Source organism: Dyadobacter sp. HNCC25DJ183 (genome assembly GCF_056895175.1).
The window spans coordinates 389,356-410,105 of sequence record NZ_JBXHAP010000004.1 but is presented as its reverse complement, the minus strand read 5'-3'; the positions used below and the strand labels follow the sequence as shown (position 1 = coordinate 410,105).

Below are 20,750 nucleotides of genomic sequence, written 5' to 3'. Positions count from 1 at the left end.
GCCAGCTACAAAACTGAAAAATTCCCATCGAAACAATCCGATTCGATGGGAATTTGAATAGCCACCCTTGTCCCGGATCCGGGCGGATGTGTAATGTCCAGCGTCCCGCCAAGCGATTCCAGGCGGGTATGTATATTCTGCAGACCGATTCCCCTCTCTACTTTATTCTCTTTAAAACCGATTCCATTGTCTGTAATGGCGATTGCAACGCCATATTCGGTTTTTTGAAAACTGATCCCTGCAAATGAAGCTTTGGAATGTTTGATTACATTGTTAATAAGTTCCAAAACAATACTGTAAGCATTAAACTCGATCTCCACCGGGAGTCGCTGTTCCATTCCTGAGATGTTCAGTGCAAATTTCATGGGAGCGTTTTGGTTCAACCGCGCCACCAGCACGGACAGCGTTCGCACGAGTCCTTCCTTTTCCAGTTCAGCAGGAAGGATATTGTGGGAAATGTTACGTACCTCCACATACGCATTCTGGACAAGATACTTTACATTCTGATATACGGATTGCTCCGACTCGGATAAATGCTGCGGGTTGAGGTGCTGAATGCTCATGTTAACAGCGCTTAAAAGACTGCTCAGGTTGTCGTGTAATTCAATGGCTACGCGCTTACGTTCAATGGCCTGGCCTTTAAAGAGCGCCTGCTTGATTTCTTCATTTTTACTGACAAGCTCCCGGTTTACATTTACCAGTTCTTCTGTACGGGCTCTCACCCGCATTTCGAGGGTACTGTTGCTGAATGCAAGTTCAGCCTTAGTCACTTCTAATACAGCTTTTTGCTTGTCAATCAGCCTGTTTTTGGCTTGCAGGCGCTTGTTACTCCAGAATAATAGAGCGGCAATCAGCAAAATAGATGCAATACCAATGAACAACCCGTTTCGTGTCCGCCGCTGCGTTATCAGCTCAACCTGCTTTTTTTGAAGTTCATTTGTTTTATTGATATTGTCGTACTGCGCCTGCAAAGTTTCGATCCGGTGTTCGGTCTTTTCCTTTGAAAGACTGTCGCGCAGCAGGACAAAGTTTTCGTACGCGGCAAGTGCTTTTTCCGGTTTGTTGATTTTCTTGTAAATCTTTGAGAGCGCTTCAAAAGCTTCTGCCTCAATACTGCTGTTCCTCACGCGCTGGGCATTTTTCCTGGCTTTGTTGCAGTAAGAAAGGGCCTCGTCCCAGTTGGCCTGCTTGAAAAACAAATTGCTGATATTTAGCAGGATACTTCCTTCTAAATCGACACTGCCCGTTTTCTGGGCCAAATCCAGTGCGCGTAAGAAATAGTCCAGCGCTTGCGGAAATGCATTCATTTCCTTGTAAACCCAGCCAATCGCATGCAAGCCCTGCGCCTCGTACCAGGTATGCTGATTGCTTTTTGCCAGTTTGTACAATTCCTGGTTGACTTTCAATGCGGCTTGCAAATTGCCCTGCTGCCTGTAAATCGCGCCCTGCACATTCAGGATTGATGCCTGTACGTATGAATCCGGATGGGCGCGCAACACTGCCAGACCCTGCAGGCAAAGCTTTGAAGCTTTACTGAATTCCCTGAGACTTGCATACGAATGCGCCAGCCAACCCAGCGATGCAGCCATTCTGGAGTACTGCTTCATCTTTTCAGCCAGTGGCAGGGCTTTGTAATGGAACCGGATACTTTGATGATAATCCCCTCTGACCTGATATAAATAACCTGCGTACTGGTAACCGTAAATAAGGTATGCTTCCAGACCGGGCTTTTCACTCAGCCTGATGAGCAGCTCGTTGTACCGTGATGACGAATCGATGTTGATGTCAACATAAGCGCGCATCAGCGCCTTGAGTGTTCTGCAGGTAAGGGTATCGCGAACCAACCCGGCCGATGCATTCCGAACTGATAACAAATCTTTTTTAAGGCTGTCAACCGCTTGAGTGGAGGCATTGCCCGCAGGTGACCATAGAAGCAGCACAAGCAGCATTTTTTTCATAGAGGAGGCGTTTAGGTAAACTTAGCTAGTATAGCGCTATTTACAAAAAGAATATCCCCAAATTTTAGGATACAATATAGTAGTAATCAGGTATTTATATTGATGTGGCAGCGGCTGAACTTTGGGGTATCGGTTATTCATCATTCTCACCTTCAAAATCCCAAGTTGCTATGTCCAGCGTAACAGTAGTTCCTCCTCAGAAAGTCGAAAGACTTGCCCACGGTTTCAGAAGAACCATGTTCGGCTTTTCGCCTTCATTTATTGAAAACAGCAGGGTGGACCGCTTTGGCTATTTGTTTGAAGGGGCATCGGAAATACCCTATACCGACGCAAATCACCAGTTACTTGAAAGGCTCGGCCTCAATATGCTGGAAGATGTAAGTACGTTTCAGGCGGATAACAGTACTATGGAGTCCGGCTACACTTACTTTGGGCAGTTTGTCGATCACGACATTACCCTCGATGTGGATTCAGATATCAAGGTTTCTCAGGATGCCAAAGATCTGATCAACTACAGAACACCCAATCTCGAACTGGACAGCGTATACGGCGACGGGCCCGGGGTGGATTCATTCCTGTACGACAATGACGGTTTGAAGCTGCTGCTGGGGAATACTGTTGTAGGCCAGATTAACAGCACCATTCCCGTCATGCCATTCGATCTGCAGCGAAACGCGCTGGGCAGGGCAATCATCGCCGATCCGCGGAATGATGAAAACCTGTTTGTAGCCCAGTTTCACATGAGTATTATCAAATTTCATAATGCGGTAGTGGATGCAATTAAGGCAGAGGAGCCTGAGTTGCCAACGGACAAACTTTTTGTAAAAGCACAACTGGAAGTAAGGAGGCATTATCAATGGGTGTTAATGCACGATTATCTGTCCAAAATCATTGGTGCGACAAAGGCCGCCCAGGTTTTGCAGGACGGTCCTTCACTTATGCCCGTGAATCAAAAATTCTTTATGCCCGTAGAGTTTTCTGTTGGAGCCTACCGGTTTGGTCACAGCCAGATCCGGGATACCTATCGTTTTAATCAGGTATTTACCAATTCGGAGTTCTCCTGGGCATTCAGATTCACAGGCAGGCCGGTACCGAGTGACTGGATTATCAGCTGGAAGAGCTTTTTCAATGCTGATGGTGTACAGGCGGTTAACATGGCCAGAAAAATTGACACCCGCGTCGCATTCAGTATGGGAGAGCTGCCCGGCCCGGCGGCACGCGGTAATTTGTTTGCGACACTTTCTTCCCGGAACCTGATCAGGAGTATGGCGCTGAGGGTTGGTACCGGACAAGCTATTGCAGCGAACCTCGGAATTGATCCGCTTACGGAAGAAGAGTTGCTGAGGTCTCCCTTCCCGAATCCATCTCCTCAGCAGATCGCATTGCACCAGGGAACCATCGACATTCTCAATGCGGACAATCAGCTGTTGCTCAAACAAACCCCGCTCTGGTACTACATACTGAAAGAAGCCGAGGTACGTCAAAACGGAAATCAGCTCGGTGAAGTGGGAGGTACGATTGTCGGTGAGGTATTTATCAGACTGCTGGAACAGAGCCGCGATTCCTTTCTCAGGGATCCTCAATGGAAGCCACGGTTCGGATTGATGACAGAGGATCCGGCTGCATACAAAATTGTTGACCTGCTCCGGTTTGCAGGGACATTGAACATCCCGGACATCAATTAAACCTATCAATTACAATGCAGTTTTCCTGGTAGTAACTACAATATAAACGTAAACAATGATGGACGGGGAAGCTTCGGCCGTTTCGCTTTCAAGCTTTTTCCGGCTGGATCGCAAGCAGGTTATTGTCCTGGCGACACTCCTGTTTATCCTGGTAGCCGGCGCTCTTTACTTCTTTATCTACATTCCATCCAACAGGCGGCATGTGGAGGATCTCCGGTTCCGGGCTATTCAGAATATTGATCGGAATATTGATAACAAGATCAAAAATTCGGTCGAACTGATGAACCGGTTGCTCATAGCTTATGAAAGAGATTCCACCAATGCGCAAACGTATATCAATACCTTTAAAAGCATTAATTTCAAATTATCTCTCATCAGTAAAGCAGACCGGCAGGATAGTTCTACATTTATTTCGATGAACCGTAATCATGTCAAGATTGGATTGATAAACAAGAGGTTACGGATCAATATGGAGTATCTGCTCCCTAAGTTTGTTGATCCTTTGCTGTCGGGCGAGGCTTTTGACAATTATCTGCTGGTCGGCAGCAATAATGAGATCATTTACCAGACATTCCCCAGCGGTATAACAACTCTGGGGCTTGACTCTCTTGACCGGAAACTATACGCCAATAACAGTGTCAGAAACATCCGCCTGGGAGGCACCGCTTATAAGTTGTTCCGGCAGAGGATCCGATTGGATTCGACTAATTACGTAACGCTCGCAGGTTTATTGAAGGCGCAAAAGTACCAGCAGCTCAACACCAGCTTACCCGAGAATCTGGTCGTATTGATGCTCTTTATCATGCTGGCGCTTGTTCTCTGCCTGCCCTGGATCAAGCTCTATCACATGGGCAGCCAGGACAGACTTACAGTTTTTGATGGACTTTTTGCATTCGCCTCGTCGCTGCTGCTGCTCGCATTCCTGGTATTTGCGTTTTTAAAATACAACAAAACCATGCGGCCAGGAGAGGATCCATTTCTGGTGAGCTCCCGGAGTCTCGCGCACGATATTAAAAATGCATACAAGCAGGACATTATCAGTGCTTATCGGGTGATTACCTCCGTTGACTCTGCGCGCAGAAAAGATAAGTTAGCGCGCAGTCTCAGTGATATCTCGCCGGCAATTCTTGATAAACAAACCTCGCTTACTCAATCATTCCAGGATCTGCAATCAGCTAAACTATTGGCTGGTCTGTTAAGAGGCGTGGATATGGTAGAAATGTTTGGATTGGACACCACTGGTGAAGAAAAATACAATTACAACCGCAGGCAGAGTGCGCCGTTGTCTAACTATGGGGACAGGATCTATTTTAAACAGATCATTGAAGGACGCCCAAATCATATCAAAGTCGGTAAAGAGGAAATTGCATTCGGTCTGGAACAGGTTGTTTCCTGGACTACCGGCAGCTTTATAACCGTAGTCTCGAGAGCGGCCGAAAAAAATGATTCCGTGACTTGTGTTGCAATTGCATTTACTCCCAAGAGCGTTACGCGACCCCTGCTCCCCAAGGGGTTTACGTTTGCAATTGCCGACCAGACGGGTAAAGTGTTGTACCATTCCTATCCATTCAAAAACTTAAACGAAAACCTGGTAGAAGAGTTTTCTGAGACAGATCTGCTGCCGATACTTAGCGGCAAAGAAGCCACGGTAATGGAGACCAAGTACGGCGAAAAGACATTTAACGTATATGTTTCACCGTTTAGTGAGCTGCCCTACAACATTGTTATTTTCGAAGATGCCGGGTTCACTTCCGAGCGGGATACCAAAGTATTCGTATTTACATTTTCATTGCTGCTGGTATTCTTTCTGTTTCTTGCTATTCTCTTTGTGGTTATCTACCTGCTCTATCAGCGGCCCAGCTTCCTGAAAAAGCATTATTTCGACATTACCTGGCTTGGTCCGAATGCAAAATTCAAACCCCGCTATTTACTTGTTATCGGCTTTAATCTGGTAATCATCTGTTTGTTGTTGATCTTCTCCTTGTACACTTCTCTTTTGCAATTCCTGTTTATCCTCCTGTTTGCTGCGACCTCAGTATCCATATTCCTCAATAGTCAGTATAAAAGGAGCTATTTCAGACTTGGCGACGATAAGTTCAAGCAAAAGAAAAGAGCTGTATCAACGCTCTGGTGCATTGTGGGGATTATAGCTACCGCCGCTTATGTAAATACTGATTTCAAATATTTCGGACTTTTTGCGGCAATTGCCGGAGTTTTTTGGCTGGTTTATGCAAGGTTCACTTCACAAATGCGGCAAAGACGTTTATTGCTCATTTTCACAGGTAAGTTCCGTCTGAGCGCCTGTTTTACGACTATGGTATTTACAAGGCTGATTATCATGAGCGGTTTACCCGTAGCCTACTTTTTCACTTTTGCATACAACCACGAATCTTCATTACTCGCGAGCTACCGGCACAGGCAGTTTGTCAGCGGATACGGGGCACGACAAGGAGCGGCGGGTCTATCCACAGATACAGGTGTGTTTTACGACGGAGTGTGGATATTGCCAGGTAAGCAGTTAAACGCAACAGAGCAGCAGGCCGACCAGCTCACGAAATGGCTGCAGCGAAAGTTGATGGATTATGTACCGCACGGTGAAGAAATGTTCTATGCCGGTGCGGAAAAAATGGGCGGGTATACCAGGGTAGGAAGTTCAACTATAACGCACTTTCCAGACGGAACAAAGCCTTATGAGATACTGGCTGCTAGCACCGCCTATGTGCTTCCCACACCTGTTGAGGTTGGTGGCATTGGCTGGAAAGGTATTTCTTACTGGCTCATTTTTGCAGGTGCGCTAATACTGTTTGTATTTCTTCTGCACCGCGTGATCAGAAAGCTGTTTGCACTCAATTTGCCAAAACAAACAGGCTGGGACGAGATTGATGAGCAGCTACTGGTGTACAATGATCAAAATGCGCATTTGTTCATGATCGGTCCTCCTGGCGCTTCTGTAATTGACCTCATTAGAAAAGAGGTTAAAAGTTTGAGGTATTTAGGGCTAGGGGGGCTCTTTCTAAAATTTGGGTTGCCGGGCAATGTTTACATCGCTGATATGTTGATGATACCCGATAATGAAAAAGAGGCTTCGACGAACAGGCCGTGGCTTAAAATCCAGAGAAATGCAGCCAATAAAAAGTACAAGCTTATCATTGTCAACCATTTTGAATATGACCTTCAAAATGCAAATACAAACCGTATCAAACTGAATTTTCTGGAAGAACTGACACAGCGGAGTAATTGCAAGATTATCATTGTTTCAACTGTTCACCCCATTAATTTTCTCGATTCTCTCAACCAACTGGAAAACAGAAAACCCGTTGGACAGAGGCAGCCTGCGCACGATCTCGAAAGATGGCATGTAGTCCTCTGTCATTTCAAGATTATTATCAGGGGGATTAAGGATATGAAACCGGGGAGCAGTTTCAGGAAGCCGGTCTGGGAAAGGGAGTTGAAAGCAGAGCTACAATCCGGACAATTTCTGAGCAGCATGCAAAATCCAACCCTTTTAGCTTTGAATCCACTTCCGCAAAGTACAAAGGCCAGCATACACAGCGATTCCCTCGCTTTCAAGATGGAAATCACATCGCACTATTACTATATGGGATTATGGCAGTCCCTGACCAAGGAAGAGAAGTTCATTCTGTACGACTTGGCCGAGGACGGACTTGTGAATCCATTTGACGATTATAACCTGACTTTGCTGATCCGTAAAGGCCTTATTTTGCAGACAGATGCGGGATTAAGTATTTTCAATGTCGGTTTCAGGCACTTTATTCTCACTTCCATCGGTACAACCGAAGTGATGAAAATACGCAGCCAGATCAGTGATAACGGTACCTGGAACAGTTTCCGCATTCCGCTCACTATCCTGATCGTAGCCGTTTTCGCATTCCTGTTTGCCTCACAGCAGGAAGCTTATGAAACGCTTTTGAAGTACCTGTCTGTACTCACCATCTCCGTTCCCACCGCATTGAAATTCTTCGCCATGTTTGAAAAAACACCGAAAAGCAGTTGAAGGAGCCACCAGTGGCTTTCGCTTCTCCCGTTATCCGGCGAGGGTGTACATTGAGGAATGTTTTGTGCGTTTGGAATGCACATTTTTTAATTCACAAACGTGAAAAACACATAGTCCTGTCATGAATAAAATCGGTTTTGAAGGGAGCTGCCATTAAAGGCAGCTCCTTCAAGGTTTCACTTTCGCAAAGAATTCAGCGATTTGTGCGGACATTTCAGGTGTGATCCTGTTAATCTCCTCGGGATAACTCACGATTAAATTAGCGCTTGCACTACCTGTAGCATACGAGGATTCCGCTTTTTTCATCGTTGTGCGAACTGCCGGAATGTTGCTGTACCTGTCAAGCGTAGGCGCAATAATCAGCAGTGGTTTGGGCGCAATGCACGAAATGATTTCGGCCATATCAACCGGAGTGTCGTGCGGCTTTTTGGCGAAGTATCCCAGCTTTGGCATCAGTCCGTGCCAGTCAGCGATACTCCGGATCGATTCGTAAGTACTGTCCGATTCGCGCCAGGGCGAGAATGCGGCGACTGTTGCCAGGCCCGCCACGCGGGTATCCTGCGCGGCAGTGAGGATTGCAGCCATTCCGCCTACGGTATTACCCAGCAGGAAAATTCTGGTGGAATCAATTTCAGGAAAGGTGCTCAATGCATCCATGCAGGCTTTCGTATCGCTCACGATCTTACCCATTTTAGACCATTCCGGGAAGCGCTCATAGAAGTAGCGGGCTTCCTCCATTCTTGTTCCAAAACCAAAAAGATCGAGTGCCAACACTGCAAATCCCTGGTCGGTAAATGCCTGGAACAACCTGCTGTTTCCCTGCCTCTCCGTACTGTACCCATGCGCATAACCGTGGGCATAAGCGTATTCGTGCAGATAAATCACGACCGGTATTTTGCCATTTGCAGGTACCTTTTTCTTGCCGGTCGCGTCAGCCGGATAGTAAACCGTAGCTGCCACATGGTCGCCCAAAGCGGTATATGGTCCTAAATGTTCGGCAACAGCACCTTTCACAACCGGCCTGCCGGTGATCCTGTCAATCCAGTCTATACGGGACGATTCTGTTACCGCAACCTTGTCCGGGCGTACTCCGGACGGTTCCTCGCCCAACAACCATTGAAGGTTTTTCAGGATAGCGGCTTTCTGGTTCCGGGCTTTGGCAGGATCTAAATGCACCGGCTTCAACTGTGCAGCTTCGGAAGCTTGCCCGGCGTGTGCTGCGGCCCATTTGTCGTATACAAAATCAAACTGCAGTTCGGTCTGCCAGGGGATGTTTTTTCTTCCAAATTGCTTGTCAAGGAAATCAATGCACCTGGCTACGTCACGCGCCGCCACGGCGTGTTCGCCCATGCGCGGGGCCAGCGCAATGTGATCGGGTACCCCCAGGAAATTGAACACTTTTCGTGCCGAATGGTAGCTCTGCTCGCTTGCCCAGGGATTCAGCTGCTGCTCTACCACGGAATATTGAAACACCACACTGCGGGGCGCAATGAGTGAAATCAGCAGGTTTTGGTCAATGGGAAGCTTGTCCTCCCGCCCGAAGAAAAACCGCAGCCGGGGATGAAACCAATGCGCTGCATTGGAAGCAATGTCGTCAAGCGTCTGGTTTACATACTGCGGATCACTCATGCGAAATGGCGTTATACCGCCGGTACCGCAACTGCTGGAAACCACTGCGGCAATGCGCTCGTCAAATGCGCCGGCCCAGAGCGCCTGCTTTCCATTACGGGAGTGACCGGCAATGGCGATTTTCTTCACGTCCACTTCCTTTCGCGTCACCAGGTAATCGATCACGCGGGATGCTCCCCAGGCACGTCGCATTAATGCCGTGAAATCGTATTCGGGGTAAAGTGCCTGGTAAGCCTGCGTATCGTCTTTTGTATCCGCGCCAGCATAAACGCAGCCAATGTAACCTCGCTTCACAGCCAGCTGCGCCCAGTTACGGTGCGTCCATGGCGTCATATACACGGGAAACGGTCCCTTACCCGCCGGTATCATCAGCTCGAAGGTCATTTTGGCTGCATTGTTTTTACCAAAGCTGACCTCAACCATTTCAATGCGGGTACCGCCGTCGGTTTTCTCTGAAAGTACTTTTACTTCAAATGTTTTCGGTGCGGGCGGGATCTTGCCGGAAACCCAGTGCTGATATTCTTTTTTAATCCATTCCCGCCGGGTTTCCCACTCTGCCCTGGTGCGGACAGGATAGGATTTTCCATTACTGACGGTAACCAGCGGCTCAGGCAAATACGGCGCAGAGGGCATTGCTGAAAAGTCGGGCGGCAGCTCGCCGGTGCGGTGCAGCCAACCAAGCCAGGTGCTGTCCTGTGCCGTTATCCGGCGACTGATCGCGTGCCGATGGTCCTTTGGCTCGTTGATTTTGAGGCTTTCCTGCAGATACTGCCTGCGTCTTTGCAGGTCGGGCTGGGCAGCTGCTTCGCTACCCAGCCACCCCGCAGCCAGCAGGCAAGCAATTATAGAAATCGCGCTAACCTTCATGGGACAGATTTAAGAGTTGACAGTCCTAAAACGAGTAATGCGGATTTTGTTCAAGGGATTTGTTCTTGTCCCAGGCTTCTCTCGGAATTGGAAACAGGATCGGAACCGTGGACAGCCAGGGTTTTTTGTCGATTTCCAGCGTTGCAAAATTAGGTCTGTTGGCTTTAATGAACGAGATAAACCGGCCGCGGCGGTTCAGGTCGGAGAATGCGCCCACCGGCTCCCAGATGAACTCCATCCGGCGCTCATAGAAAATAGCATCCAGTACCGCATCCTTTCCAAGCGTAGTAGCCTTGGGTTCGAGTCCTGCACGTGTGCGGATTTTGTTGACAAGCTGCATTGCTTCGGCCGATTTCCCTGTTTCATTCAAGGCTTCGGCATAGTTGAGCAACACTTCGGCAAAGCGCAAAATGGGCGTATTTACGCCGGAGTTGGTGGGTGCGGGAGCTTCCCAGTATTTGGTCACGATAAAGCCCGTGCGCGACCAGCCCGCCGGTACCTGCGCAGGCATCACGAAGTCTTTAATATCCTGGTGCGCCTCGCCCGGGCCGATAATTACATCCCAGTAACGCTTGTCCTTGATCTTGCCGGCAGCATCTTTTTCAAATGCATTTACCCAGTGTTGTTGCGGTACAAAATTACTCCACGCGGCGCTGCCGGTATATATAGAAGGCGCACCTCTCGGGGCAGTTCTTTTAACGAGGTTGTTACCTTCTGCATCCACCGACGTACGGAACTGCGTTGAAAACAGGATCTCCTTGTTGTTCTCATTGCTCTCACGGAATACATCCCTGAATTTTGGAAGCAGGTCGTGGGTATTACTTGCGATGATTTCTTCACTGTATTTCACCGCATCCGCCCATTTTTGCTGCCATAGCGAAGCTTTTACAAGGTAACCCAATGCGGCTGTGCTGGTAGCGCGTCCCACGTTTGCACCTGTCCAGGTTGCGGGTAATGTAGCAGCCGCTTCTTTCAGGTCAGATTCGATCAGTGCCCATACTTCTGCTGCTGACGCGCGCGGAATGTCCAGTTTGGAAGTCGCATTCAATTCTTCCGTAACCAATGGAACGCCGCCCCAGTAACTTACCAGACGGTAGTAAAACAAACTTCTCAGGAATTTGGCCTGAGCTACAATGCTGGCCTGTTTTGCCGGGTCGAGGTTAGTCATTGCAGACACGCGGCCGATCACGATATTAGCCCGGCCAATGCCCTGATAAGCGCCCTGGTACACGTCGCGCAAAATGGTATTGTTGGAAGGAAGGCTTAGTGAATGCAGCTCGATCCGGTTGGCGCTGCCGTCCATTTCGTACATATCACCCGCCATCGCCCATTCAATGTCAGCTGCGTCACGCACATTGCTGAATGTTTCCTCCCGCTGTAAGATGGCATAGATACCGGTCAGGGAAGCTTGTGCATCTGATTCTGTGATAAAGAAGTTGGCGTCGGTGAGTACATCCTTTGGGGTAAGTGTTAAAAACTGATCACCGCAGGAAGCCAGCGTAGTGGCAACCAGAAATGTGCCGATGTATTTGATATACTTATTCATGTTGTTCAGGATTAAAGATTAGAAACCAAAGCTCACGCCGACCATAAATGTTCTCGGCTGCGGATAAACGCCGTTGTCCACTCCCGACTGCAATGGGTCAATGCTGCCTATCTCGGGATCAAACCCGGAATATTTGGTGAATGTGAACAGGTTCTGCGCGCTCACATATATCCGCGCGCTCTGGAATGCGCGGGTTTTGGCAAGAAGGTCCTGAGGGATCCTGTATCCGAGTGTAACGTTCCTGATCCGCATGTAATCACCATCTTCGACATAGAATGAAGAACTGTTGGCGTAGTTTCCATTGGCATCCACGTAGGCAAGACGGGGGATTTCATTCTTTCCGCTGCCGGGTGTCCACCGGTCAAGTACTTCCCGTGATCCGTTAACCACACCCGAGCCGCCGAAATATTTAAGGGGATAAATCGCGAATTTGTTGGAATGAAAAACCTCGCTTCCCGCAATTCCCTGCAGCATGATATTCAGGTCAAAACCTTTGTAACCCAGGTCTACATTCATTCCGTACGTCAGGGTAGGCCAGGGGCTTCCCAGGTTCACGCGGTCCGCATCGGTAAGCTGGCTGTCGCCATTCACATCCCGGTATTTAAAATCTCCCGCTACTGCATTAGGCTGGAGCCTTTTATTTACTTCATCATTGGTCTGGTAAATACCTTCCACCACATACCCGCGGAAATAACCGATCGACTGACCTACCTGGGTGAACGACGGGCTGATGCTCGTAAATGGAAGGGTAGGGCCGGTAATCGGTTGTCCCACGCCAAGACTAAGCACTTCGTTTTTAAGCGTAGCCATATTGGCGCTCACATCATAGGTAAATGCACCTGCTTCTCCCCGGTAACCCAGCAAAAGCTCAACACCACTGTTGCGCACCTTTCCGCCGTTGACCGAAGGAGCTGCCTGAAAACCTGCTTCAATGGAAACAGGCAAGCTCACGAGCATGTCTTTGGTTGTTTTGATGTAATAATCCGCAGTCAGGTAAAGCCGCTCGTTCAGGAATGTAGCGTCGATACCAAAGTTGGTTTGCTCGCTGGTTTCCCATTTCAGGTCGGGGTTGCCGGGGCGGGACATGGATGCGCCGATTTCAAGCGCCTGGCCTGCACCGAGTACGTAGTTGTCATTCACGGTGCCAAGCCGAATGCTGCTCAGGTAACCGAATGAACCGATCGCGTCATTTCCAAGTCTTCCCCAGCTGGCGCGCAGTTTCAGCGAGCTTACCGGCGATACATTTTTCATGAATGCTTCTTCGGAGATATTCCAGCCCGCTGACACGGACGGGAAATTACCCCATTTGTGACTTGGCCCGAAGTTGGATGAACCGTCACGGCGAACGCTGGCGGATAGCAGGTACTTGTCTTTAAATGCATAGTTGACCCGCGCCAGGTACGAAGCCAATGTATATTCGGATCCGGTACCGCTTGCACGCCGCTCGGTATCCTTGCTGCCATTTACAACCTGTAATTGTTCATTTTGAAAATCGCGCGCAGTCACGCCGATCCAGTTGACAGTATTTTTCTGTGCTGTCTGACCGGCCACGGCAGAAATCTTGTGGCTGCCCAGGGAGACTGAGTAGGATAATGTATTTTCAAGGAGCCAGTTGAGGCCCTGAGAATAATTTTCGCCCAGAATGGCCTGCAAATTACGGTAATGCCCTCTTTCAGCTTTTGGCTCCCAGGTGCTTGTGCGGTTGTTATCCGTATCTAAACCTACATTGGTTTTCCAGCGGAGACCTGGCAGGATTTCGTATTCACCAAAAATATTACCGAACATCCGCATGTTTCTCAGTTGGTTATCAATCGATTTCGCTCTGAGCAGCGGGTTGTCGCCTTGCGTGGTGTAATAGGCAGAAGAGCCATTTACCACATCATTGGGGCCGAGTGTGGGATAGAATTGCTGCGCAAGGTTGAAGATCCCGATCCGCAGTTCCTGGTTCTGCTGACCTTTTGCGCGTGACAGTGCAAAGGCGAGTGAGCTTCCGAAACGCAGCTTGTCGTTCACTTTCAAATCGCCCGTAATGCGGCCTGTAAAGCGTTTGTACCAGGTTTCGATCAAAGTACCTTGCTGGTCGCGGTAGCCAAGCGACAATGCGCCCGAAATTTTCTTACTGCCGCCTGAGATCCTGAGATCGTAATTCTGGACCGGCGCGGTGCGGAACACCTGGTTGATCCAGTTGGTACCATTGCCGAAAGAGCCGGGATTGGCCCATTCAGGGTTAGGTGTCATGCCTGAATTGGTGTACAGTTCGTTGGCCAGTGTTGCAAATTCGGTTGCATTCAAAAAGTCGGGTTTGCGCCAGAGCTCCTGCATGCCGGTATATGCATCGAGGTTGATTCTGGTAGAACCGTCTTTACCTCGTTTGGTGGTAATCAATATAACTCCATTGGCAGCCCGCGCTCCATATATAGAAGCAGCAGCGGCATCTTTCAACACTTCAATGGACTCAATGTCATTGGGATTGACGATCGAAAGTCCGTCAATACGATCGGAGCTTCCGGAAACACCCATACCTCCGCCACCGAGCGGAAATCCGTCCACCACATACAAAGGCTGGTTACCTCCGGTAGTCCCGACCCCCCGTATACGTACCGAAGCTGCTCCGCCCGGCGCCCCGCTGGTCTGGTTGATATAAACACCCGGGATTTTACCTTGAAGCGAGCTCGTAAAGCTGCTGGTAGGTACCTTCTGGATCTCATCGGCTTTCACGGAAGTCACCGAGCCGGTGAGTTCACTGCGTTTTTGTGTTCCGTAACCAACCACCACCAGCTCGTCGAGCATGGTCTGACTGGCGGCGAGCACTACCTCAATCTCTGATCTTGCGCCGGTTACAATTTCTTTCTTTTCATAACCAATGAATGAAACGACAACGATCTCATCGCCTGCCAGCTGGATTTTCAGTCTGCCGTCGGCGTCAGTTGCGCCGCCGCGGGTAGTGCCTTTGATCGCAACGTTGACACCCGGCAGTGTAGTCTTGGAGGCACTGTCATACACCGTGATTTGAACATTTCGCATTTCCTGGGCGAAGGTCTGCCGCCCGGCGAACATGCAGATTGCTACTGTCAGCAGCACAACCGTGATCTTTGAATAAAGTTTTGGAAACATACATTAAGGGTTAAGGAACATTAAATAATTGGCACTGAATACAGAATTCCGGTAGCGTACCCGGAACTTAACACCACTACCTCTGATTTTTAGACTTAACAAAAGGCAAACAAAATTTTCAAGTATCGGGTACGTACCCGAAAAGTAGTAAAATTCTTTATCAGCGCAATGTCAAGTAGAATATTTTATTTAAGGAAGGCTTGGCCGTTTAAAAGAATGGTAAAAGAAGTCATTCGCCTATGATCCTTTTCCGATGGCCGATTCCCTATTGGGTTGAGGTTGTTGATAAATCGGTGTGAAGCCTAATTCGCTGGATGAACAAGAGGCAAAACAGTTGTGACAGTTAACGGAAGAACTAACGGGTACCACGTTTATGGACATTTGAGAACGTCAAAAAATTTACGTCGGCCAGCATTGATAAATTGCGGGTCAACATTTAGCTTAGTGTAACTACTAGCCGACAATTGATAATGAAAAATTTTCTACTTCTATGTGCTGTCCTGCTTACGACAATTTTAAGCTGCAAAAAAAGCAATGACCCTGTTGTTGACGCCGAAGCTCAGGAGGCGCGAAGATTAGTAAAGTTGCAAGAGCAATTTCATGGCAAATACAGGATCGTTAGCGCAATCGCCGATCAGGAACTGGACATAAACATGGATGGACTCACTTCAACTGATCTGCTGAAAGAGATCCCGGTATTTCAATTCGAAAACCATACGCACATTGTAGAGCTACGCATTTACGGGAAGTCAAATATGCTGGCCAACTCATCTTTTACCATATCTCAGTCGTGGCCTGAACAGTATATTTCCATCGGTGCAAAGCAATGGGATGGCGGTCCTGGCCTGGGTTACAATGCCGACCTGGCAATTAATTATGTGAATCAGGGTAGCGTGCGTAGGTTCAGGTTTTCTGATGATTTGAAAGAAATCATTGTTGAGCCCTCGGAAAATGAGCGCCCCTTTCGCTGGGTTGCACCCGAATCCGTGATGATCGACGAATCGGACAGATTACATTTTATAAATAGGCGGTACTTGTATACGAAAGATGGCGTGAAGCAGGTAAAGATCACTTCTGTTTACGAACGTTTTACAAAGGAGACTTAGTCTTTGTAAATTCTTGTCCGGTCCGAGGCCGACTTTTACAAGGAGATTGATGAAGTATACCATGGCCCAGGCTCTGATAATTATTACAAATAGCTTGGAAGTGCGCATTTGGCAAAATACATTTGTGATTTATATTTTGTCTAAATAAGATTAATGAAACTTCTTCTATCACTATCCATTTGCTTTTTCCTGTCATCTCCCTGTTTTGCCCAGTCCGGCAAGGTGAAAGGTACGGTGGCGGACATTTCGAAAAACGGGCTTCCCGGTGTTAACGTGGTTATCAAAAATACCAGTACCGGAACGCAGACGAATGAATCGGGTTATTTTGAAATAGCCAATATCAACGACGGCAGCTACGTGCTTTCCGTTTCTTCCGTAGGCTTTAAAACCAAGGAAATCAGCTTTACCATTGCTCAGAACGAGGTGGACCTTGAAACCGTGACATTGTATGCCGGCGACGAGATCCTCCGTGAAGTAGTCGTGGAAGGGGAGCGTGAAAACAAATTTTCAAGAAGCAAAACGGCTTACGTTTCCAAGTTACCGTTACGCGATTTTGAGAATACCCAGGTTTACAGCACCATTACCAACTACCTGCTGAAATCCCAGATCGTCACCAATTTTGATGACGCTTTGAAGAATGCAACTGGCGTCGAAAATCTGTGGACCTCTACCGGTCGCGGCGGTGACGGGGCGGGGTACTTTTCGTTGCGCGGGTTTTCTGTTCAGCCCAAGCTGGTGAACGGTCTGCCCGGACTTACGAACGGAACGATCAATCCGGCCAACATCGAGCGCATTGAAGTGCTGAAAGGACCTTCTGCCACTTTGTTTGGAAATGCAGTGAGCTCCTATGGCGGGCTGATCAATGTGGTTACCAAAAAACCATTCGTGGGAACAGGCGGTGAGCTGTCGTTTACAACTGGCTCTTACGGTCTCAACCAGATCACAGGCGATTTCAACACTGCATTGAGCAAAGAAAAAAACCTGTATTTCAGGCTGAATACCTCTTATGCGACCGAGCGCAGCTTTCAGGATGCAGGTTTCAGAAAATCATTTTTTGTAGCTCCCTCCCTTTCTTATAAAGTCAACAACAAGTTGTCATTCTCTTTCTACGGAGAGATTACGCAGGCTGAGCAAACAAACCCGATGTTCCTTTTCCTGAACAGAAGTGCGCCCACAGCAGCCAGAAACGTCAAAGAGCTTGGCTATAACAACAAGCTTTCATTCACAAGCAATGATCTGACACTACAAAATCCGACGCAGAATTACCGCGTTGAAATGGATTACAAACTGTCGGATCAATGGGAATCGCAAACGCTGATCTCGAAAAGTGCTACCTCAACAAAAGGCTACTATTCCTACCTTTTTGATTTCGGTGTGTTGGGAGATAATGTATATACCCGGTATTTGAATAAACAAAATGAGTACACCGGAACCTCGGATATCCAGCAGAACTTCATCGGGGATTTTCGTCTGGGCTCCATGCGGAACCGCGTTGTTGTCGGCCTGGACTATTTCTCAGCCATTTCCACAAGCAATGGAACAGGCTATGCATTCTACGGAAATGTAACTCCTGACGGCGGCACCAGCGGTGATAATCCGCTGACCGAAAAGGTGGAAACCACTGCTTATCCGCTTTCTACCGCTGCTGTGGATGCTGTATTGGCGACACAACCAGTAGCGAATGCAAAATCCCGTTACAACATTTACAGCGCCTATGCTTCGGATGTTTTGAACCTGACGAATACGCTTTCATTGATGTTAGGACTTCGTCTGGACCATTTTGATAATGTAGGAAGTGTATCAACCTCCGAGGACGATTACAATCAGACCACGCTTTCACCAAAGTTCGGTATCCTGTTCCAGCCGGTTGCGGATAAGGTTTCAGTTTTTGCCAATTATCAAAACGGCTTCACGAATGTGGCGCCATCCCTGGTTGGAAATCCCGAAGACGGACCGCAGACGATCAAAACTTTCAGACCGGAGCAGGCTAATCAGATTGAGTTTGGTATCAAAACCAACATCATCAAGAACAGGCTGAATGCGACGATCAGCTACTACGATATCCGCGTAACAGATATGGTTATCACAGATCCTGCATCGCCATTCAACAAAATCCAGGGTGGCGAGATTTACAGCAAAGGATTTGAAATTGAATTGAATGCAAATCCTGCGAACGGATTGAACATCAGGGCAGGTTACAGCAACAATGACAGCAAAACCACAAAATCGGATAATTCTGAAATCCTGAATAAAAGACCACTTGACGCGGGCTCGAAGCATACCTACAATGCGTGGGCGAACTACGAGGTACCGGGCGGAAAACTGGCGGGATTTGGTATCGGAGCGGGAATCAATGGCGCGAGTGAGCGATTTGCGATCAACTATGTTTCAACCGGCGACTTTATGCTCCCGGCATATACCGTAGCAAATGCGTCGCTCTTTTACCAGGCCGAGAACTACCGGATCGGATTGAAGCTGAACAATGCATTTAATAAGGAGTACTATAAAGGATGGTCTACCATCGCGCCGCAAACACCGCGCGCTTTGCTTGCAAACATCACTTACAACTTCTGATAGTTTGTTTTAGAAGAAAGTACCTGTGCAAAAGGCCGGAGGATTTGCTCTTCCGGCCTTTTTCTGTTTGTGTAAATCCAGGCTATTTGTTTGCCGGCGTCAGGTAAAAAGTTTGGCTGAAAGCGCCATTTACTGCGCTGTCCCAGGCTTCGACCCGCATCCACTTTCTTCCTTTAAGACTGGGCCGCAACTGGAATTGCTGTTCGCCGAAAGCTTTGGTCTTTGAAAGGTCTGTTTTCTCGCGGTATACATTTTCACCGTCACCCGAAATGATCTCCACGAAGTTCATCGGGAAAGTCCAGCTCAGCTTCAAGCTTACACTGGCAGTCCCGTCTGCATTCAGCGCGAGCGTTTCTCCGGACAGCTTTCCATTTACCTTTAATTCATGCATCAATACCTCGCCGGTCGAACTGAAAAATTTGCCGCCCCGCATTGCCTCTGTGACGGATTTCCAGCCTCCTTCGTATTTCGGCAGCTGGTCGAGCATGAGGTAGTTGACATTCATGTGCGCGTACATTTCGTTTTCCTGTGTGATGGTAAATAGGTCGGCCTCGGCGATGACCGTTTTTTTCTCACCCCAGTTGTTCATGTCATCCAGCAAGTCGAGCACGCGGTTTCCGAGGCGGGGCTGGGAGAGATCGGCGGGCATTGCTTTCCAGGCTGCGCCCATGAAGCGGTCGGATTTAAAGAATGCTTCGTGGTTGTAAATGTCGGGCGTGTTCACCGAGCCTTTGGTCCTGGCATGCGCGGTCCAGGCCAGTCCCTGTTCTTCCTGCAACAATCTCAGCATATCCTCTTTATCACCCACGTGGTACACCTTGCCAAAACCAGGTTTGTCTTCTACAAAAGCCTGGTCCTTCTTACGCGACATGATCCAGTAAACAGGTTTTGGGAAGAGCTGCATCCAGTGCCCGCCAAAGAATTCGTTGGGCTCTTCGCCCGGCATGAGCAGGAATTCATCGTCCGAGAGTCTTTTACATTGCGTAAAAAGCGCCTGCAATTCCTTCAACCTGACCGAATCGGGACCTTTTGGGTGAGCGGTATAATGGAACTCGCCGAGATGTACCATATCCACACCGAGGCTTTTGAATACTTCCACGAACTCGGGCTTTTCGGGCACAGGCTTGCCAGCCAGCACCACATTCATGATAAACTCATTGTGAAAATGACTTGACATGGTTTTGAAGCCGGGCAGTTTTACATATTGATCTGCATTGGTGAATTTCTTTACCGCCCCGATCGCTTCACTACCGCCCGCGTCACTGAGCAGGCAGAAGAAATTCAGTCGCTGCGCTGTTCCCGGCGGCGCATTGAACCAGGGAACAAAGCGGCGGTCGCCTTCCAGTTCCTGCCGGATCCCGATCCCATATCCGTCCGGCATGTTCCGGTAACCTTTCCCGTGCCAGATGAATTTGAGATTAAAAGCTTCATCCAGCGGATAAAAATACTGGTGCGGCGCGGGGAAGATAGCCAAAGCCCCGCCTTCGCCCTGCGCGGCGATCGTGCGGTATTTTACGGCAAGATTCCGGGCCGAATCACTGAACTGAACCGCTGCGGTTTCAATCTGATTGCCGGTATTAGTCCAAAAGAGCTTTTTCCATTTGTCCGTTCTGCTGATCAGTCCGGCATCGTAGACAATAGCCGAAGCTTTTGCGCTGGTGGACATGACAGCTGCGACATTGAAGAGCGGACTTCCATTGTAAAAAGTCACTTCCAAAACACCCGCAAACCGGTCGGCAGAAAGATTTCCGATGGTTACTACGGTGCGGCTACCTATACTTTTAACCGAGATACCTGACTTTTTAAGTACGACCGGAAAAGTTTGAAATGGCCGGGAGGGTACTTTGTCGAAAAAGATATTCCATCCGTTCTGCGACATCAGATCCCGCTTTCCGACAGTCAGCAGAAATGCGGCGTCAAGATCTTCCGATACTATTACTGGCGCAGCTTTGGTGCCCAGTGCAATGCGTTTGAAAAGCGGACGGCCAGCCGAAAGGTCGAACTGCACCGTTCCGTATTTTCCTTCGCCAGTCGGCCAGGTGATCTCAACCAGCTCTTTGTTGGAAGTAATTGTGGCTTCTCCTTTTTGGTCAAAATGCCGGGTATCGGGTTTAATCTGTGCCTGTACAATCCCCATGGATAAGTGCACAAGCAGAAGAATGGCTTTTAATTTCATAGTTGGTTTTGGCTGTTGCATTCATATCAGTATAGCCACACTTGAATATAATCTACCGACCATTTTGTTATTTTCGTTCG

Annotated in this window: 9 protein-coding genes; 4 read left to right on the top strand and 5 right to left on the bottom strand. The window is 48.4% G+C overall.

Annotation, left to right across the window (positions count from 1 at the left end; translation table 11 throughout):
* Positions 1–5: 5 nt before the first annotated feature.
* Positions 6–1,958, bottom strand: a complete 1,953-nt coding sequence (locus tag AC1XTG_RS12165) for a tetratricopeptide repeat-containing sensor histidine kinase (protein ID WP_484842188.1) — start codon at positions 1,956–1,958, stop codon at positions 6–8.
* 170 nt (positions 1,959–2,128) lie between these two features.
* Between AC1XTG_RS12165 and AC1XTG_RS12160 the strand changes: the two genes are divergently transcribed.
* Complete coding sequence (locus AC1XTG_RS12160) at positions 2,129–3,643, top strand: peroxidase family protein (RefSeq protein ID WP_484842187.1); 1,515 nt, start codon at positions 2,129–2,131, stop codon at positions 3,641–3,643.
* A 55-nt stretch (positions 3,644–3,698) separates the two neighbouring features.
* Positions 3,699–7,658, top strand: coding sequence for a cache domain-containing protein (locus AC1XTG_RS12155; RefSeq protein ID WP_484842186.1), 3,960 nt, complete (start codon positions 3,699–3,701; stop codon positions 7,656–7,658).
* A gap of 168 nt (positions 7,659–7,826) precedes the next feature.
* Here the strand turns inward: AC1XTG_RS12155 and AC1XTG_RS12150 are convergent, their stop codons facing one another.
* The 3 genes from AC1XTG_RS12150 to AC1XTG_RS12140 are packed head-to-tail and all read right to left on the bottom strand — an operon-like array spanning position 7,827 to position 14,814.
* Complete coding sequence (locus AC1XTG_RS12150; RefSeq protein WP_484842185.1) at positions 7,827–10,154, bottom strand: glucuronyl esterase domain-containing protein; 2,328 nt, start codon at positions 10,152–10,154, stop codon at positions 7,827–7,829.
* 25 nt (positions 10,155–10,179) lie between these two features.
* A complete protein-coding gene (locus AC1XTG_RS12145) occupies positions 10,180–11,700 on the bottom strand; it encodes a RagB/SusD family nutrient uptake outer membrane protein (RefSeq protein WP_056282012.1) in 1,521 nt (506 codons plus the stop codon).
* An 18-nt stretch (positions 11,701–11,718) separates the two neighbouring features.
* Positions 11,719–14,814 (bottom strand): SusC/RagA family TonB-linked outer membrane protein, encoded by a 3,096-nt coding sequence (locus AC1XTG_RS12140; protein WP_484842184.1) that lies wholly within the window; start codon positions 14,812–14,814, stop codon positions 11,719–11,721.
* Positions 14,815–15,467: 653 nt separating this feature from the next.
* Here AC1XTG_RS12140 and AC1XTG_RS12135 point away from each other — a divergent pair.
* Positions 15,468–15,920, top strand: a complete 453-nt coding sequence (locus tag AC1XTG_RS12135) for a hypothetical protein (protein WP_484842183.1) — start codon at positions 15,468–15,470, stop codon at positions 15,918–15,920.
* 153 nt (positions 15,921–16,073) lie between these two features.
* The gene (locus AC1XTG_RS12130; RefSeq protein ID WP_484842182.1) at positions 16,074–18,494 is read left to right on the top strand and encodes a TonB-dependent siderophore receptor; all 2,421 of its coding nucleotides are present in this window, start codon (positions 16,074–16,076) and stop codon (positions 18,492–18,494) included.
* A gap of 82 nt (positions 18,495–18,576) precedes the next feature.
* On the opposite strand, the gene AC1XTG_RS12125 is transcribed toward AC1XTG_RS12130, so the two are convergent.
* Positions 18,577–20,670, bottom strand: a complete 2,094-nt coding sequence (locus tag AC1XTG_RS12125) for a CehA/McbA family metallohydrolase domain-containing protein (protein ID WP_484842181.1) — start codon at positions 20,668–20,670, stop codon at positions 18,577–18,579.
* Between the last annotated feature and the right edge of the window lie 80 nt (positions 20,671–20,750).

Coding starts and splice junctions, on each gene's coding strand:
- AC1XTG_RS12125 (WP_484842181.1), bottom strand. CDS start 20,670: ATGAAATTAAAAGCCATTCTTCTGCTTGTGCACTTATCCATGGGGATT.
- AC1XTG_RS12145 (WP_056282012.1), bottom strand. CDS start 11,700: ATGAATAAGTATATCAAATACATCGGCACATTTCTGGTTGCCACTACG.
- AC1XTG_RS12130 (WP_484842182.1), top strand. CDS start 16,074: ATGAAACTTCTTCTATCACTATCCATTTGCTTTTTCCTGTCATCTCCC.
- AC1XTG_RS12135 (WP_484842183.1), top strand. CDS start 15,468: ATGGATGGACTCACTTCAACTGATCTGCTGAAAGAGATCCCGGTATTT.
- AC1XTG_RS12160 (WP_484842187.1), top strand. CDS start 2,129: ATGTCCAGCGTAACAGTAGTTCCTCCTCAGAAAGTCGAAAGACTTGCC.
- AC1XTG_RS12155 (WP_484842186.1), top strand. CDS start 3,699: ATGATGGACGGGGAAGCTTCGGCCGTTTCGCTTTCAAGCTTTTTCCGG.
- AC1XTG_RS12165 (WP_484842188.1), bottom strand. CDS start 1,958: ATGAAAAAAATGCTGCTTGTGCTGCTTCTATGGTCACCTGCGGGCAAT.
- AC1XTG_RS12150 (WP_484842185.1), bottom strand. CDS start 10,154: ATGAAGGTTAGCGCGATTTCTATAATTGCTTGCCTGCTGGCTGCGGGG.
- AC1XTG_RS12140 (WP_484842184.1), bottom strand. CDS start 14,814: ATGTTTCCAAAACTTTATTCAAAGATCACGGTTGTGCTGCTGACAGTA.